The organism is Nostoc sp. (assembly GCF_036917635.1).
GTDB lineage: Bacteria > Cyanobacteriota > Cyanobacteriia > Cyanobacteriales > Nostocaceae > Nostoc.
Genome location: NZ_JBALCW010000089.1, coordinates 21,141 through 38,212, shown reverse-complemented (window position 1 = coordinate 38,212; position 17,072 = coordinate 21,141). Strand labels below are relative to the sequence as shown.

The following is a 17,072-nucleotide window of genomic DNA, read 5'->3' as shown; positions in this document are numbered from 1 at the left end:
CCACGCTCTAAAGATATTTTGATGATGTATTAATTAAATCATCTTAAATCTGACTAATCCAAGTGTTTTTTTCTTAGTTGTGAGAAATCCGGGTTAAGTATGTAACGCAAGTTGTTAGTTAGTACCCCAAAACAGTATCAAAGAGATAAAAAAACTTGGTTTTAAGTATTTTTATTTACAAAAAAATAAAGTTCTGTACTTTAAAGATGGGCGCTTTTCGATAACTAGCAACTTGGGTTATGTATGTAAAAAAACTGGGAAAAGTGGGTTTGGTAGGATGAATTCAAAAAGCACAAATAAACGTTTTGGAAGTTTTGGAAAAGTGGGAAAGGTAGGATGTTGTAAATAAGCAGTTGGCAAGCGTCAAGAAAGCTGTTACATTGGGAAAATCGACTGTTCAATTTGAATAATCGACTCTTTTTTTAATTTTTTAGGAATTAGTAATGCAACAGACAGAAAAAAACGCCAACTTAACAGAGGATTTATTAGTGTTTGAAAAGCTAACGGATTATGAAGAAGCGATGGTGGTGGGTGGTATAAATCTTGCGACTACTAAGATTGTTCAACTTAGCTCAGATGGAAAAAGCTTTGTACCAGTCCCCCAACAAACTCTGATTCTTGCCAGACGCGGGCATTCCGATACCTGGCACTGCGCGAAAAGTGTCAGTTGACCAGGTGAGCATTTGTGCTTACCCTTATTCCGGCTAATTTTATGGCCAGCCAGCAACAAAATCCCCAGTAAGAAAGTTTGGCTGGTTTTGCTTTTGGTTTATACCTTTGACAAAACCCCCGATACTTTTTGGCACATTCATCTAATGTTTTACCCAGTTCTAGAAAAGCCGGATGCCACTGAGTCAATCCATCAACAGTCAATTGGTGAGTCCAGTCCTGCAAGCAGGTTTCCCGCCGTAGGGAACTGGCGCTAGCGTAGCGTTAGCGAGTAATCGAGCGTCACCCGTAAGGGTCATAAGTGCCGTAGTTACTGAAATCGTAGAAAAAACTGCGTCGCATTTGAGCAGCTTTGGGATTGCCATAAATGTAGCGTAGAGTATTTAAGGCTCGCTTAGTATCCGTGGGTGGAAACCCACAGCTATAATATCTCGCCTCCCAAAAGTGTCCTGTGCGATTGAGCATTCGATTAAAGCACATCGCTGTGTACCAATTAGACATCTCCAGAAATTAAATATGCGTAATCTGAAACCCTTGTAGAGAGGCGAAATTTCGCGTCTCTACATTCATTTTCGGAGATGTCTATTGAGAAAATGCATGATTTTAGGCAAATCTTCTGGGGTGGCTGATTCTATAAGATAGTGGACGTGGTTCGACATAATGCACAACGCATAAAGTTTGAAGCCATATTTGTCTAAACCTTTTTTAATTGCATATAAGAAGACTTCCCGGCACTCTTGCCGCGCCAAATTAAATTCGCGGTTGTTGCAGCGCGTAGTAATGTGGTAAGAAAATCCTGCTGACAAATTTCTTTTTGCGCGAGTCATTTTAGTTATACCAAGTTGTCAACTTTAACAGGCGATCGCAACAAACTTGTCACTAATGATAAGCTGAAAATCATCTAAATTGAATAATCAAATAAAATAAAACTCTTGTGGGGTGGGCAACATGAGCGCCCTAATTATACAAATTAAATGCAGAACAGCTTATTAAGCGATCGCAGTGATGGTAGAAAACACTAATTTATATCATGTCCGTTTGATTACTTATTAAACTTGAAGAACCCCACCCCGCCAAAGCTACGCTTTGTCTCCCCTCCCGAAGAGCGGCGAGGGGATTAAGGGCTGGGGTGCAATGACTGTGGGAGTCATAACTAATTATGCGGACAGAATATTATGGGTTGAAAGTAACCGGATGCTAGAAAAACTTCGGGTATTTTGTAGATGGGGATGAATGCCTGACGGCATTAGGCTGCTTTAATGACAGCAAGCGGAACACGGAGACAAAAAAGTGCAAATCACTAAGCGCAACGTTGAGTTAAGAGTAGATGGTAGCTTAATGCGTGTTTATGTAGCGGCTCCTAAAGCAGCACGAAAATACCCCGGTATTGTGTTTTATAGTGATATTTATCAGTTAGGTGATGCAATGATTCGTCTAGCTAACTACTTAGCAGGATACGGCTATGTAGTAGCAGCCCCAGAAATTTTTCACCGAATTGAGCCAGTTGGTTTAGTAATAGAGCCAGACGATATTGGAAGAATGCGGGGTAATGACGATGCTCGTCGAACCTCCGTAGCTGATTATGATGCCGATTGCCTTGCTATGATTGAATTTCTGAAAACAGAGAGTGCGGTTTCTCCAAATCAAATAGGCACTTTAGGCTTTTGTATTGGTGGACATTTAGCCTTCCGTGCAGCATTTCAAAACGAAATTCGGGCTTGTGTCTGCTGTTATCCTACTGGCATTCCTAGTGGTAAACTAGGTAAAGAAGTAGCCGATACAATCCAGAGGGTAAGTGAAATCAAAGGCGAGATGCTAATGGTGTTTGGTACTCTTGACCCTCATATACCAGATAGCGATCGCCAAACCATAATAAAAGCAATCGAGAATGCTAACATACCTCACCAAGTTTTCTCGTATGAAGCAGAACATACATTCATGCGCGACGACGGTTATCGTTATGATTCTAGTGCTAGCACCCTAGCTTGGTCTGAAATAGTAACTTTTTTGGGGCGCATATTTGCAGACTGAAAACTTCTAGTGTTTCATGGGTTTAAGGAACGAACCGCAGAGGCGCAGAGAGCGCAGAGAGATTAAGAAGAGAGGATGATGCGTTTGATGCCGTCTTTGAGGAGGGGGACGTTAAAGTTGATAAGGAGGGCTAGGGGGTAATTAGTCATTTTAAGGTAGGAGAGGACTTGAGCTTCGTGGATTGGGGCTAAATTTTGGACAGCTTTTAATTCCACAATTAGACAATTTGCAACCAGAAAGTCTAATCTACCCTTACCTACTTCATGTCCTTTGTAATTTACTGTTACCGACTTCTCAACCATATGAGGTATCCCGCACCTGAAAAATTCTATAATTAACGCTTCCTTATACACCTCCTCCAAAAACCCTGGCCCCAACACCCGATGCACCTCAATCGCCGCCCCAATCACCTCCCCCGTAAGCCGATTCATTTTCTCTCCTACCTCTCTTCCCTCTGCGTTCTCTGCGCCTCTGCGGTTCGTTTCCATCAATCCCTCCCCAACCCTGTGGCAAAATTTATAAAAGTCCTTCCTTAGTTTGCCCAGCATGACCGCAACCATTCCCAATCTCCCCAGTCTCTACGACCCCTTTTCCACCGAAGCCAAGTGGCAAAAATTCTGGGAAGACAACCAAGTTTACAAAGCTGACCCCAACAAAGGCGGTGAACCCTACTGCATCGTCATTCCCCCGCCGAATGTCACCGGCAGCTTACACATGGGTCACGCTTTTGAAAGTGCCTTAATTGATACCCTCGTGCGCTACCACCGGATGCAGGGACGCAATACCCTATGGCTACCCGGAACTGACCACGCCAGCATCGCTGTGCATAGTATGCTGGAAAAGCAACTCAAAACAGAGGGTAAGACTCGCTACGAGTTGGGGCGCGAAAAATTCTTAGAACGCGCTTGGCAATGGAAGGCGGAGTCTGAGGGAACAATTCTTAATCAGCTACGACGCTTGGGTGTCTCGGTGGACTGGTCACGGGAAAGGTTTACGCTGGATGAAGGTTTATCTAAAGCTGTTGTCGAGGCGTTTACTCGCCTCTATGAGGAAGGCTTAATTTATCGTGGTGAATATTTAGTTAACTGGTGTCCCGCTTCTGGGTCGGCGGTGTCTGATGTGGAAGTGGAAAATCAAGAGGTGAATGGAAATCTCTGGCATTTCCGTTATCCCCTCACCGATGGTTCTGGTTTTGTAGAGGTAGCGACAACTCGACCAGAAACGATGCTGGGTGATACGGCTGTAGCAGTTAATCCCAATGACGATCGCTACAAACATCTCATCGGCAAAACTCTAACTCTGCCCATTCTACAACGAGAAATTCCCATTATTGGCGATGAATTTGTTGACCCCACTTTCGGCACAGGTTGCGTAAAGGTGACTCCCGCCCATGACCCGAACGATTTTGACATGGGTAAGCGTCACAATCTGCCGTTAATCAACATTATGAATAAAGACGGCACTCTCAACGCCAATGCTGGGGAATTTCAAGGACAAGACCGCTTTGTTGCTAGAAAAAATGTGGTTTCTCGCTTAGAAGCAGATGGCTTTTTGGTGAAGATAGAAGATTATAAGCATACCGTTCCCTACAGCGATCGCGGTAAAGTACCTATTGAACCTCTCCTCTCAACTCAGTGGTTTGTCAAAATTCGCCCCCTAGCTGATAACACTCTCGAATTCCTCGACCAGCAAACTTCCCCAGAGTTTGTCCCCCAACGCTGGACTAAGGTCTATCGTGATTGGTTAGTAAAACTCAAAGATTGGTGTATCTCTCGCCAATTATGGTGGGGACACCAAATCCCCGCTTGGTATGCTGTCAGTGAAACGGATGGGCAAATTACCGATAATACGCCCTTTGTAGTGGCGAAATCGGAATCTGAAGCTTGGGAAAAAGCTAAATCACAATTTGGCGAAAATGTCAAGTTAGAACAAGACCCAGATGTGCTAGATACTTGGTTTTCTTCTGGACTCTGGCCATTTTCGACTTTGGGCTGGCCGGAACAAATTCAAGATTTCGCAACTTATTACCCGACTACTACCTTGGTAACAGGCTTTGACATCATCTTTTTCTGGGTAGCCAGAATGACCATGATGGCTGGGCATTTTACGCAGCAAATGCCTTTTAAAACCGTTTACATCCACGGCTTAGTGCTTGATGAAAAAGGCCAAAAGATGTCTAAGAGCAAAGGTAATGGTATTGACCCATTGTTATTAATTGACAAATATGGTACTGATGCGCTGCGGTATACCCTAATTAGAGAAGTGGCTGGCGCTGGTCAAGATATCCGCTTAGAATACGATCGCAAAAAGGATGAATCAGCATCGGTGGAGGCATCCCGCAACTTTGCAAATAAGTTGTGGAATGCTGCCCGGTTTGTGATGATGAATTTGGATGGACAAACACCGCAACAATTGGGGAATCCAGTAGCTATCGAATTGAGCGATCGCTGGATCATCTCGCGGTATCATCAAGTTGTCAAACAAACCACCAATTATATCGATAATTACGGTTTAGGAGAAGCAGCTAAGGGATTGTATGAGTTTATCTGGGGTGATTTCTGCGATCAATATATTGAACTGGTAAAATCCCGATTGCAAGCAGATGCCGATGCAGTATCGCGGCGAGTAGCACAGCAAACCCTCGGCTACATATTGGAAGGAATTTTAAAACTGCTTCATCCGTTGATGCCTCATATTACCGAAGAAATTTGGCAAACTCTCACCCAACAACCAGCAGATTCCCCGCAAACTTTACCATTACAAATATATCCCCAGGTAGATGCAAATCTAATTGATCTAGCTTTAGAAGAACAGTTTGAATTGCTGATTGCTACTATCCGCACAATTCGGAATTTGCGGGCTGAGGCGGATATTAAACCAGGGGTAAAAGTGACAGCGAATTTGCAAACTGAAAGTGAGAAAGAGCGAGAAATTATTACTGCTGGACAGTCTTATATTAAAGATTTGGCGAAGGTTGAGACTTTAACCATTACTGACAAAGAAAAAAGTCAAACTGTTGCTGTTAAAAAACCTCAGAGGGGTTTGAAGACAATTGGCTTAATTATTGTGGCCATTGTTTTTGGTAGATTGGGTTTAGCTGCGGGAAATGCCATTGATGACATTCCCATCGTCGGAACTTTCTTTGAAATAGTTGGTTTTGGTTACACAGCCTGGTTTGTTAGCCAAAATTTACTCACTGCTGAAGCAAGACTTAGCTTATGGAGCCGATTTTTCCCGCAGAGAGAATTAGAACAACCACAAGAATCAGAAAATTCCATTGCAGGTGTAATTGGTACAATACAAGTGCTAATTCCTCTAAGCGGTGTGGTAGATATTGAAGCTGTGCGTGCCAAGCTAGAAAAAAGCTTGAGTAAAGCTGAAGCAGAAGTTGAGTCCTTGAGTACCAGATTAAACAATCCTAGTTTCGTAGATAGAGCTAGGGCTGACGTGGTACAGGGAGCGCGGGATGCCTTAGCAGAAGCACAAAAGCAAGCTGAAATTTTGCGCGTACGCCTTAAGGCGTTGCCGTAGCCATCGCCTCAAGGGATTGTCGTAGCGATCGCCTGCGTGCCTTAGGATAACTGTAATGGGTAATAGGAGTATCAATAATTCCCAATTACCCATTACCAATTAAGAAAATATCAATTTTCGCATTTATTATTTTATATTAAATTTTTTTAATTTTTAATTTTGAATTGGAGCAAAGCAACCCTCATGCTATATCTAGCCCAGGTGCGTAAAAACGATTTTTTAGAGCAGCACCAGTTACGCTTATTGGCGCGTCAAGAAGCTGATAACTTGTGGGCGATAATTCCAGAAGAGGCTTTCATTTTGCTAGGAAAGGGAAAGATTATGAGTCAGAACTTGCTTGTTTTGGTGGAACTTTCCCCTACAGGCGACATTGAAAGACTAGAAGATGCCACCAACTGGGTACTCCATTTGGTCCAAAGCTACCTCACTATAGGCATTACCCCGGAATTTTTGCAGCACGAAGCCGAGCGAGCGGAACATTGGCGACAATCCCTGACGTTGCAAAACCAAGATTTAGCGCGGCGTTCCTTAGAATTGGAAGCTCGTCGTGAACAAATTCAAGCCTTAGAAGAAAGCCTCAAACGGGAGAAAAATGGTTATCCCCAAGAGGAAAGTTAAAAGTTTGTAATTGTATTGCCCACCGAATTTTAGATTTTAAATCAATCTAAAATCTAAAATCTAAAATCCAAAATTGTATGACAAAGCCACAACATGCTCAAGTGTGTATTTATTAACCTAAAAGTACCCAAAAAAGCATTTTTTTGGTATGCAATTTGAAGTGTACGACGGAGGTAAGATGAAACAACAAGAGGATGGCGTAACAGTATGGTTTACTGGTCTAAGTGGTGCAGGTAAAACTACTATCTGTAAATTCGTAGAGAAGGAACTGCGGATACAGGCATACAGAGTTGAAGTTCTTGATGGCGATGCGGTACGTCAAAATCTATGCAAAGGATTGGGTTTCAGTAAAGAGGATCGAGAAGAGAATATTCGGCGCATTGGCTTTGTGGCTCATCTTCTTACCAGAAATAATGTAATTGTATTGGTTTCGGCCATTTCACCATACCGCGAAATTCGGGAAGAAGTGCGCCAAAGTATTTCATCTTTCATTGAAGTTTACGTCAATGCATCATTAGAAGTTTGTGAACAGCGAGACGTAAAAGGGTTATATAAAAAAGCAAGAGCCGGGGAAATTAAGCACTTCACTGGTATTGATGATCCTTATGAAATACCACTCTGTCCAGAAGTCGAATGCAAAACGAATGAAGAAAGCGTTGCTCAAAGTGCAACCAAGGTCTTAGAAAAGCTTGAAGAGTTGGGTTATATAGCAATACGCTTGGGTTAAGGAACGAAACCCAACATTTTCTGGGTAACACTTAAGTTCAACCCAACCTACAAATCTTCAAAACCTACGCAGTTCATCAACTTTACTAAGATGCCAATAATTGCCGAATTAACCTGGCTACAGCCTTTTGCGTAAAGCGGTTGGCAATTTGTTGACCTAAACGTTGCACATCTGAATTCACCAATAACTGGGCAATTTGAGGTACAAATTGCGCTGGATCAAAGCCCCGTGTTTCCTGGAGAATACCTAATATACGTTTGATATGCTCCAAGGTTTGTTGTTGGTCAACTGTCGCCGCCGGAGTTTCATTAACTGCTGTCAATCCAACGCGTTTCCGCAACAAATAGGTGAAGTTATGCAAAACATTTTTACCTAAAGCATCGAGTCCGTTAACAGATTCATCTACTAGCTTGTCACGAATAAAAGCACCGCGTTCAGATGCTAGAAATTCTATCCCCTGATTCAGCACTAAATTAAAGTCATAGTCTTGACTATTCCGCGCATTTTTTAACAAGTTTTCTAAACGGTTCCAGCGAAATCTGCCATCTTTAAATAACAAATCTTGCAATGATGCTCTTAATTGCGGTGCTGGATCGGTTAACAAGCGTTTAGAAACGTAAGGATAAGCTTCGCTCAGAACTTTAAAGTTGGGATCTATATATATTGCAATCCCTTCAAGTGTCACAAGGGAGCGAATAATTAAGGCGTAGTAGGGTGGTACGCGGAAAGGATACTCATACATCAAAGCCGATAGTTCATCGGTAATACTTTTAATGTTAAGTTCGGCAACGCTGGCTCCTTGGGCATCAGCAAAGACTCTGGCAAAAGCTGGGATAATTGGTGTTAAATCGGTTTCTGGTGATAAAAAATCTAATTTAACGTAGTCTTTTGCTAATCCTTCAAAGTCGCGGTTGACGACGTGGACGATCGCTTCAATTAAACCATAACGCTGTGGTGGTTTAATCTCGCTCATCATCCCAAAGTCGAGATAAGCCAATTTACCATCGGTTGTTGCTAACAAATTACCAGGGTGGGGATCGGCATGGAAAAATCCATGTTCTAGCAGCTGGCGCAGGGAACACTGCACACCCACTTCAATTAGATAACGAGCATCTATCCCTTGGGCGCTAATTTCTTCTGTCTGGGTTAATTTGGTGCCGTTAATCCACTCCATCGTCAAAACACGACGATTGGTATATTCCCAGTAAATTTTCGGTACATATATGTCTTTCATGTGACCGTATAAGTCGAAAAATCGTTCGGCATTTTCGCCTTCATGGATGTAATCCATCTCTTCAAAAATGCGATCGCCTAATTCATCGAGAATCCCAACTAAATCACTTCTTACCCGTTTGACCTTTTTCTGCACCCAAGCGGCGAGGTTACGCAAGATATACAAGTCAATGGTAATCCCCTCTCGTAAGTCGGGGCGTTGAACTTTAATTGCGACTTCTTCACCAGTTTTTAGCTTACCTTTATACACTTGTCCCAATGAAGCCGCAGCAATTGGCTGGGCTGAGAGTTCAGCATAAACCTCTTCTGGAGGTGCGCCTAGTTCTTCTTTGATAAACTGATAAGCAATTTCGTTGGGAAAAGGCGGTAATTGGTCTTGTAGTTTAGTTAATTCTTCTAGGTATACGGGAGGAACCAGATCGGGTCTAGTGGATAAAGCTTGTCCAATTTTGATGTAAGCAGGCCCCAGTTTCGTCAGCAATACTCGTAATTGAGTAGCTCGGCGGCGATCGTTTTTGACGACAATTCCCCGTTTACTATCCGACCACAATCCAAAAACAAACGATAGAGTCGGCCCCAACACAGCGAAAATCCGCCGTAGAACTTGCACTTTTCTGTTTTGGTAATGCGCCGCTATACCTACAGGATCGTAAAGCGTCTCAGGTTGGGCTGTTGTCCTCACCTTTTGGGCTGCTAAAAGCCTTGGCGAGCGCACAACTAAGCTATTTGTACCATCTTCTGGCACTACATCAATAACGTCCAGTTCGCCTCGGCGATTTGTGCCATTGCGACTGTCCTCCTGAATCGGTTGGGAACTAGGGGGAAGTGTCTTAACAATCATGAAGAAGGCCACCAGTCAGAACGATCACATTAAGTATTGTAACAATATGTTGAAGGATTGGGAGTGGGGAGTGGGGAGTGGGGAGTTAGGAGTTAGGAGTTAGGAGTTGGGAGTTGGGAGTTGGGAGTTGGGAGTTGGGAGTTGGGAGTGGGGAGTTAGGAGTTAGGAGTTGGGAGTTAGAATTCTTTCCCTGCTCCCCTCATCCCCCTCATCCCTAATGGTCTGCTACACTTAGATGGGCATACTAGTTCAATAGTAGTAGGTATTGCTAGTTGCTGAAATATCATACTTATTGTCTTGTAAGTTGGAAGTATTTGGCATCTTCCCTCATGGAGAATTTGGCTTGATGTTGCTTTGCCTGCGAATTGAAAACTTTGCCTTAATTGACCAACTGGAATTGGAATTTGGCGCGGGACTAAATGTGTTAACAGGTGAAACCGGCGCTGGAAAATCGATTATCTTGGATGCCATTGATGCCGCTTTGGGCGGTAAAGTCTCTAGTCGAGTCATTCGCACGGGGACAAGTCGGGCAATGGTAGAAGCTACTTTTACCTCAAACGCCCCTCTAGCAGCTTGGTTAACCGAACAAGAAATAGATTTGCTTGATGAAAATTCGGTAGTCATTAGCCGAGAAATCACAGCTACTGCTAGTAATATCCGCAGTCGATCGCGGGTGAATGGCGTGTTGGTAAATCGGCAGATTATGGGCGGAATGCGCGATCGCTTGGTGGAAATCACAGCCCAAGGTCAAACTGTACAAGTGGGACAATCAGCCCAAGTCCGCGATTGGTTGGATTTATATGGCGGTGACTCTCTGATGCAGCAGCGTCATAAAGTCGCTACGAATTTTAGTACTTATCAACAGGCGCATTTAGCACTTGAAAAACGCCGGACATCAGAACGGGAACGGTTGCAACAACTCGACTTGCTCACTTATCAAGTGCAAGAATTGGGAGCAGCTAATCTTTGCGAACCTAATGAATTGGAACAGTTGGCACAAGAACAAGAACGCCTAAATCATGTAGTCGATTTGCAACAAATGAGTTACAAGGTTTATCAGGCTTTGTATCAAAACGATTATGAAACTCCCGCCGCAGGTGATTTATTGGGAGACAGTGAGGCGATATTAAATGACATGGTGGAATATGATACCCAACTACAACACTTGTTGGAATTGGTTAGGGACGCGCAAGCTGCGGTAATGGAAGTGGGAAGGCAGATTAATGCTTATGGGGATGGCTTGGAAGCCGATCCGCAGAGGTTGGAAGAGGTAGAAGAACGAATTCAGGAATTAAAGCAAATTTGCCGCAAGTATAGGCCGACACTAAAAGAAGCGATCGCTTATTACCAACGTATCCAAGAAGAATTAGCCCAACTTAACGACAGCGAACAATCTATCGAAAGTTTAGAACAGCAAGAAAAGGCGTGTTTTGAGAAACTTACCCAAGCAAGTAGTCAGTTAACTCAACTACGAAGTAAGGCGGCTGCTAATTTAGAATCACGTTTGATAGCTGAACTCAAGCCCCTAGCAATGGAAAAGGTGAAGTTTCTGGTTGAGATAGTTCCTGCTCTCCCAACTGCCACCGGAGCAGATAAAATTACCTTTATGTTTAGTTCCAACCCTGGAGAACCCCTGCAACCTTTAACGGAAGTTGCTTCTGGCGGGGAAATGAGCCGCTTTTTATTGGCGCTGAAAGCTTGTTTTTCTCAGGTTGATGTGGCTGGGACAATGGTTTTTGATGAAATTGATGTCGGGGTTTCGGGAAGAGTCGCCCAAGCGATCGCGGAAAAATTACACCAACTAAGTCAACGCAACCAAGTATTATGTGTTACACACCAGCCTTTAGTTGCAGCAATGGCCGATCGCCATTTCCGCGTAGATAAGCAAACTATCAATCAAGGTAAAGGTAATGCCGAGCAGCGTACCGTTGTTAGAGTTACTACCTTGGAGAATTTAAATACTCGCCGGGAAGAACTAGCACAGTTAGCTGGTGGTAAATCTGCAAGTGATGCGATCGCATTTGCCGAATCTCTGTTATTACAAGCTGCTAACCATCGTCAAAAAATTAAAAATTAAACATAAATCTACGTTTCTAGTAATGACTGACCAAGATAACCTCCTTCAGCCTTGACACCAGGTAAAGCGAAGAAATATCCACCACCAATGGGGCGAATATACTCCTCCAAAGGTTCTCCTTTCAAGCGATTTTGCACTGTCACAAACCCCTTCTCTAAATCAGCCTGAAAACAGACAAACAACAAACCCATATCTAACTGTCCAGCTTTGTCAAACCCGCGTGAATAATTGAAGCCACGCCGCAGAATCAAACCCAACTCTGATTTGCGAGGATTAGCAAGGCGGATATGAGCATCTAGAGGAATTTGTTGACCCTTTGGGTCTTGATCGTAATTGGGAATATCTTTCTCGTGGTTCATCCCCAAAGGTGCGCCATAGTCCTTACTGCGTCCAATAATTGTCTGTTGCTCCTGTAGTGGAGTCCGATCCCAGCGTTCGACTAAGTTGCGGATGACGCGCACCACTTGATAGCTTCCCCCTACTGTCCAAGCTGGTTCGCCGGTGTTTGGCTGTACCCAGACAATCCGGTTCATCAACTTTTCATCGCTAGCATCTAGATTTGCTGTGCCATCTTTGAAACCTAGTAGGTTCCGCACCGTGGTTTTGCCAAGCTTTTTATGAGTATTAGGTGGTAGAAACCCCTCTATTTGCCAACGCAAAGTTATCAAGTCAGGCAGATTCTTAATAATATCCCGCAAAGCGTGGATGTTCGCTTCCTCCGTGTTCGCACAAAATTGTAGCAGTATATCCCCATTACACAAATCTGGGTCAAGTTGGTCATTGGGAAAACCTGGCATAGTATCTAACCGCTTGGGTTTCAAGTTACCAAGTCCAAAACGGTTATCGAACAGCGAGTCACCCACTGCTAGGGTGATGGTGAGGTTATTGGGAACCACTACAGGACCAAGAATTCCCGAATCACTGGGTGGAAATTTGGGGTCGCGTAGCTTGGGTGTTCCCCCAGCCATGAGAAACTGAATGCGATCGCTTAGGGTTTGAAACAACCGCACCAAATCCGCTTTGGTTTTAGCAGTTGTGTCAAACGCCACCATCAACGCCGAAGCCGGGACGGGGGTAATAATACCTGCTTGGTGAATACCAAAAAATGGCACAGTTTCTTCAGATGGGTCTTCGGTAGGTTCTGAAAGAGTCCGATAACCCAAACTGGTCAAAGCTGCTACTCCACCTGCTGCTGCCATACCAATGAGCAAATCACGACGGCGGATGTGGGGAGTAATGCGTAACCTTGGTTGCTCTGAACTAGACATAGTTCGCTGTTCACTGATATGGTGGGCGTGCAAAAACGTCGGTTATTCATTCGTTTTTTCGGTCAGAATAACCAACTCAATTCTGTTCAATAAATTAGTTAACGCCTAGAGTCCCGCGTAACTGAGACAAATCTTCAGAAAGAGCAGCGATCGCTGTTTTCATATCTTTCTTGTCTGTTTCACTCACTTTGTCGTAGGTAGCAAAACCACCATCAGGGGTTTTGTATTTAGCAAGTCCTTGGTTAACTTTGGTGAAATTTGTATCCACACGCGCCAGTAAATCTGGGTTGGCTGTTTGGATGACGGGGCGCAATAACTCTACAATCTTTTGGGAACCCTCTACATTAGCGCTGAAGTCCCATAAGTCAGTATGGCTGTAACGGTCTTCTTCTCCAGAAATCTTGGTTTTACCCACTTCTTCAATCAAGTCAGCAGCACCGCCAACCATGTTTTTCGGTTCGATGGTCAAGGTGGCAATGCGCTTTTGTAAATCTACTCCATCTTTCTGTAGCTTTTCGGCAAAGGGTTTCATGCCTTTTGTCGTTTTGTCCTGGAATAAAGCTTTCTCTAGGCGATGGTATCCGGTGAATTGTGGGTCAGCCTCTTTTTTAGCAAAGTCATCAGCACGGGAATCCATGCTTTTGTCGAGGTCGGAGAAAAGTTCAGCTATCGGTTCTGTGCGTTCATAGTGAACATGGGCAGAGGCATAACTTTTCTGAGCCTTAGCAAGGTCGCCAGCAATCACGGCATCTGTGAAGGTTTTGTTCTTAGCAACCAGTTGGTCAATTTCTTTGATGATGTAGACTTTATATTCTGCGATCGCACCTACTAATTTGCCCTGATCTCCGGTCGTCTTGGCTTGCGAATCTCCAACTCCAGCTTTCACTGTCAGCTTCCCTTTGGGATTGCTGCGTAAACCGCAAGCCATATCATACTCACCTGGTTCTAGATTGGTTTTGAGTTTTTGAACAAAGCCAGGAGCAATATTTTCTTTTTCCTCAACGACTTTCACCCCAGACAAAATCTCCCACTCCAAAGGTTGGCTGCTTTTGTTGGTAAGCACAAAGCTATTTTGCCCAGATGCTACTGTTAGCTGATTGGGTTCGCAACCTTTATCTGTCACAGCCAAAGCAGTTTCCGCAGGATTGCTGCTAGAAGTATCACTGGCTACTTTAGCTTCTGGAGAATTATTCCCGGAAGTCTCGCTTGATTTCTTGGATTCACAAGCAGCTACTGTCAAGGCAATTAGACAGATAATTGTTGAATACTTTAAAACATTTTTCATTGTCGTATTTTCCTAAAAATTAATTATTGAAGTAGCTAGTAGTCTATGTCATTAGTTTTGATGGGTTATAAAAGTTTGTAGTAAGCACTTCAGTGCTTAAAATTGAGCGATAAATCGCTCACTACAAACCTTGCATTGTTGACTTGGCAGACTACTAAGAATGCCTTGCTGTAGTCTTCTGTCTAAGGTTATCCGCGAAGAAGAATAGCGACATGGTAGGAATTAGATAGCCAAAATAGGCGATCGCCTCGCTCACCGTTGGGGCATCGTTATATCCAAAAAATCCTGCCAAAAGTGAACCGATAAACCCGTTCTTGGGAAGTACCCCGCTAGCATCGAATACTACTGTTTGCAATAAATTCCACACTCCGGCTTCATGGAAAGCTCTCACCCCACTTCCTAAGAGTCCAGCAGCAACCAGAATAATGAAGGCTCCTGTCCATTTAAAAAATCGCCTCAAGTTGATCCGAATACCACCCTGATAGATGCCTACACCAACGGCTAGTGCGGCTGCATATCCAAACAATGCCCCCACGGGAGCTTGAATTCCCAAATTTTGCTGAAACGTAGCCAGCAGAAACACTACTGTTTCCAGACCTTCCCGCAGTACTGCAAAGAATGACATCCCCACCAGTGCTGTACCCCATTTATCCCCCGACTGAATGGCAGTTTCAATTTGAGACTGTAACTCGCCTTTCATCGAACGAGCTGCACGGCGCATCCAGAAAACCATCCAGGTGAGAACCCCAACTGCGATGATGGAAATTACCGCTTCAAATAGTTCTTGTTCTTTTTGCGGAAACTCCTGACTAGTTATTTGCAAAATAATCCCAGCAGCTAGACAAATAAAAGTCGCTAGTGCGATGCCAATCCAAACTGACTTCATCAAATGGGTACGCCCAGTTTGCTTGAGATAGCTGGCAATAATACCCACGACAAGTGCAGCTTCAACGCCCTCTCTGAACATGATCAAGAAGGGAAAAAGCATGGATAACCTTATTAGTTATAATTACTATCAAATCCTGATGAGAATAATAACTTAGTTGAGAACATTTGTATATAAGTCGAAGTTAAAAAAGCTCTAAAATCCTGGAAGCTTGAAGGGAGCATCCCAAATGTGCTATTCCCTTGATAGCCCTTATCCCCTAACCCCGAATCCGATCATTTGGGATTTGGGGAACTAGAATTATGTCTCCCGTCTCCCGTCATATGGGAGACGGGCTGGGAGTGAGGGAAAAGATTTAAGCCAAAATTGGGATGCTCCCAGCTTGAAGGAGGCGGGAGAAACAAATCATCCGGCGATTCAAAGAGAGGATGATTTGGAGCCACTGTTGCGTTAGCTTCTTGCTCGTTACCAGAGGTGGGGGTCTTAAAGTTCTTGAGGAACGCAAGAAGGATTACTGGGTACTGGATACAAGCACCAAATTTTAAAAAACTTGTTGCTGGGTAATGAGCAACCACCATAATTTTAAGGTTTTACACCTAGTCCCCCATCTTTAATCCCAAGTATTGAGTCCCTTTTGCGACAGCATTTCTGTCTTTTTACTCATGATGCCCATTTGTCAAGGGCAATTCATACCAATTTAAATGATCTTATCCCGCAAATTTCAGTAGTAAAAGTATCTAAAAATTTGGCATAAGCATCTAAAGATTTAGCACAAGCATCTAAAGATTTTTCATTGTAAAAATAAGTGAAATTTCTTATATTTATTGACATAACCAGCATTGATTGCAGGTTTGTTTTAGTCAGTAAATTTCATAAAAACACCCTGTGATTGAGTAAGAGAAGCTCAAGATTAGCAATTAAAAAAGCAAAAAAAGCTACAAAACAATACCATTTTGGATTTTAGATTTTGGATTGGAAACCACTTAGTGTATCTAGGTTTTCTCCGTCCATCTGTCGCGTTCATTTTTTCAATTGGTATAAGCATAATTATGCTTTTTTGACATTTATTAATGAAGCAAAATTTATGTCCTAATAGGAGGACTAACTCTAATGGTATCTGATGCGAATTCTGTTTTTGGCAATTCGGTTAATGGTGGTGGTCAGCCTAGCAACCTCAGCGATCCTTTCGCACCTGGAGGCGCTTTTGGCATCCCAACGGCTAAGAGCTTCGATTTTGATAAGTATGGAATTCCAAAAGAAGGTAGCTTCGATCCTGCTAAGTATGGAATTCCAAAAGAAGGCAGCTTCGATCCTGCTAAGTATGGAATTCCAAAAGAAGGCAGCTTCGATCCTTCTAAGTATGGAATTCCAAAAGAAGGCAGCTTTAGTTTGGGTAGCTCTAGCATCCCAACGACTGGCAGCTTCAATTCCGCTAGTTATGGAATTCCCCAAGAAGGCAGCTTCGACTTTACTAAGTATGGAATTCCACAAGGAGGCAATATACCACCAATTTCTGGTACTGGTAGCGGCGGTTTCCCAATTGCTTAGTGCCAGCATAACTTTAAGGGCGAATTGAAGTTAGAATTTATCCCAAAATTCTGGGTTTATCTACCTTCTAATTAGGCAATGTGCGATCGCTAAATAAAAATCCCACATTAGGGACTGACAAATAAAAAAATGTTCCAAAACTGACGCAAAACTCTCTCTATTTGTTCTCTCTGCGTTCTCTGTGCGGCAGTCCCTCATGGGGGAAACCCCCAAGACCGCGCTGCTTTGTCTCTGTGGTTCGTTTATTGGAATAATTTATTTCTTGGAAGTCCCTTAGCACAATTGGGATGCTAAGGGACAAGGGGACAAAAGGACTTGAGTGTAAACTAGAACTTACAACAAGTCTTTCCCCTTATCC

At 43.4% G+C, this 17,072-nt stretch carries 14 protein-coding genes; 7 read left to right on the top strand and 7 right to left on the bottom strand.

The genetic code is table 11. From position 1 onward, the window contains the following. Positions 1-443 precede the first annotated feature (443 nt). Complete coding sequence (locus tag V7K32_RS20500) at positions 444-671, top strand: hypothetical protein (protein ID WP_334995629.1); 228 nt, start codon at positions 444-446, stop codon at positions 669-671. 280 nt (positions 672-951) lie between these two features. On the opposite strand, the gene V7K32_RS20495 is transcribed toward V7K32_RS20500, so the two are convergent. Then, positions 952-1,170, bottom strand: a complete 219-nt coding sequence (locus tag V7K32_RS20495; protein WP_334995628.1) for a hypothetical protein — start codon at positions 1,168-1,170, stop codon at positions 952-954. A gap of 65 nt (positions 1,171-1,235) precedes the next feature. Then, positions 1,236-1,496, bottom strand: a complete 261-nt coding sequence (locus V7K32_RS20490) for a transposase (protein ID WP_334995627.1) — start codon at positions 1,494-1,496, stop codon at positions 1,236-1,238. Positions 1,497-1,959: 463 nt separating this feature from the next. Here V7K32_RS20490 and V7K32_RS20485 point away from each other — a divergent pair, with 463 nt between their 5' ends. Next, positions 1,960-2,700, top strand: a complete 741-nt coding sequence (locus V7K32_RS20485; protein ID WP_334995626.1) for a dienelactone hydrolase family protein — start codon at positions 1,960-1,962, stop codon at positions 2,698-2,700. Between the two features lie 62 nt (positions 2,701-2,762). Here V7K32_RS20485 and V7K32_RS20480 read toward each other — a convergent pair whose 3' ends face one another. After that, the gene (locus tag V7K32_RS20480) at positions 2,763-3,188 is read right to left on the bottom strand and encodes a GxxExxY protein (RefSeq protein WP_334995635.1); all 426 of its coding nucleotides are present in this window, start codon (positions 3,186-3,188) and stop codon (positions 2,763-2,765) included. A 58-nt stretch (positions 3,189-3,246) separates the two neighbouring features. Here V7K32_RS20480 and V7K32_RS20475 point away from each other — a divergent pair, with 58 nt between their 5' ends. The 3 genes from V7K32_RS20475 to cysC all read left to right on the top strand — a co-directional run bounded on the left by V7K32_RS20475 (position 3,247) and on the right by cysC (position 7,576). Then, positions 3,247-6,231: a valine--tRNA ligase gene (locus V7K32_RS20475; RefSeq protein ID WP_334995625.1), complete on the top strand. Its 2,985-nt coding sequence runs from the start codon at positions 3,247-3,249 to the stop codon at positions 6,229-6,231. 183 nt (positions 6,232-6,414) lie between these two features. Beyond that, the gene (locus tag V7K32_RS20470; protein WP_334995624.1) at positions 6,415-6,849 is read left to right on the top strand and encodes a hypothetical protein; all 435 of its coding nucleotides are present in this window, start codon (positions 6,415-6,417) and stop codon (positions 6,847-6,849) included. A gap of 148 nt (positions 6,850-6,997) precedes the next feature. Further along, a complete protein-coding gene (gene cysC / locus V7K32_RS20465) occupies positions 6,998-7,576 on the top strand; it encodes an adenylyl-sulfate kinase (RefSeq protein WP_334995623.1) in 579 nt (192 codons plus the stop codon). Positions 7,577-7,661: 85 nt separating this feature from the next. On the opposite strand, the gene V7K32_RS20460 is transcribed toward cysC, so the two are convergent. Next, positions 7,662-9,650: an ABC1 kinase family protein gene (locus V7K32_RS20460; protein WP_334995622.1), complete on the bottom strand. Its 1,989-nt coding sequence runs from the start codon at positions 9,648-9,650 to the stop codon at positions 7,662-7,664. 346 nt (positions 9,651-9,996) lie between these two features. On the opposite strand from V7K32_RS20460, the gene recN reads away from it, so the two are divergent. Then, positions 9,997-11,727 (top strand): DNA repair protein RecN, encoded by a 1,731-nt coding sequence (gene recN / locus V7K32_RS20455; protein ID WP_334995621.1) that lies wholly within the window; start codon positions 9,997-9,999, stop codon positions 11,725-11,727. Between the two features lie 8 nt (positions 11,728-11,735). Here recN and efeB read toward each other — a convergent pair whose 3' ends face one another. From efeB to efeU, 3 genes are all read right to left on the bottom strand, one after another. Further along, entirely contained in the window at positions 11,736-12,995 is a 1,260-nt protein-coding gene (efeB, locus tag V7K32_RS20450; protein WP_334995620.1) for an iron uptake transporter deferrochelatase/peroxidase subunit, read from the bottom strand. A 94-nt stretch (positions 12,996-13,089) separates the two neighbouring features. Further along, the gene (gene efeO, locus V7K32_RS20445) at positions 13,090-14,280 is read right to left on the bottom strand and encodes an iron uptake system protein EfeO (protein WP_334995619.1); all 1,191 of its coding nucleotides are present in this window, start codon (positions 14,278-14,280) and stop codon (positions 13,090-13,092) included. 154 nt (positions 14,281-14,434) lie between these two features. Beyond that, a complete protein-coding gene (gene efeU, locus V7K32_RS20440) occupies positions 14,435-15,268 on the bottom strand; it encodes an iron uptake transporter permease EfeU (protein WP_334995618.1) in 834 nt (277 codons plus the stop codon). A gap of 1,008 nt (positions 15,269-16,276) precedes the next feature. Here efeU and V7K32_RS20435 point away from each other — a divergent pair. Beyond that, complete coding sequence (locus V7K32_RS20435; RefSeq protein WP_334995617.1) at positions 16,277-16,714, top strand: hypothetical protein; 438 nt, start codon at positions 16,277-16,279, stop codon at positions 16,712-16,714. Positions 16,715-17,072 lie beyond the last annotated feature (358 nt).

Coding starts and splice junctions, on each gene's coding strand:
- V7K32_RS20460 (WP_334995622.1), bottom strand. CDS start 9,650: ATGATTGTTAAGACACTTCCCCCTAGTTCCCAACCGATTCAGGAGGAC.
- V7K32_RS20490 (WP_334995627.1), bottom strand. CDS start 1,496: ATGACTCGCGCAAAAAGAAATTTGTCAGCAGGATTTTCTTACCACATT.
- V7K32_RS20480 (WP_334995635.1), bottom strand. CDS start 3,188: ATGGAAACGAACCGCAGAGGCGCAGAGAACGCAGAGGGAAGAGAGGTA.
- efeB (WP_334995620.1), bottom strand. CDS start 12,995: ATGTCTAGTTCAGAGCAACCAAGGTTACGCATTACTCCCCACATCCGC.
- efeO (WP_334995619.1), bottom strand. CDS start 14,280: ATGAAAAATGTTTTAAAGTATTCAACAATTATCTGTCTAATTGCCTTG.
- recN (WP_334995621.1), top strand. CDS start 9,997: ATGTTGCTTTGCCTGCGAATTGAAAACTTTGCCTTAATTGACCAACTG.
- V7K32_RS20470 (WP_334995624.1), top strand. CDS start 6,415: ATGCTATATCTAGCCCAGGTGCGTAAAAACGATTTTTTAGAGCAGCAC.
- V7K32_RS20435 (WP_334995617.1), top strand. CDS start 16,277: ATGGTATCTGATGCGAATTCTGTTTTTGGCAATTCGGTTAATGGTGGT.
- cysC (WP_334995623.1), top strand. CDS start 6,998: ATGCAATTTGAAGTGTACGACGGAGGTAAGATGAAACAACAAGAGGAT.
- V7K32_RS20475 (WP_334995625.1), top strand. CDS start 3,247: ATGACCGCAACCATTCCCAATCTCCCCAGTCTCTACGACCCCTTTTCC.
- efeU (WP_334995618.1), bottom strand. CDS start 15,268: ATGCTTTTTCCCTTCTTGATCATGTTCAGAGAGGGCGTTGAAGCTGCA.
- V7K32_RS20500 (WP_334995629.1), top strand. CDS start 444: ATGCAACAGACAGAAAAAAACGCCAACTTAACAGAGGATTTATTAGTG.
- V7K32_RS20495 (WP_334995628.1), bottom strand. CDS start 1,170: ATGTCTAATTGGTACACAGCGATGTGCTTTAATCGAATGCTCAATCGC.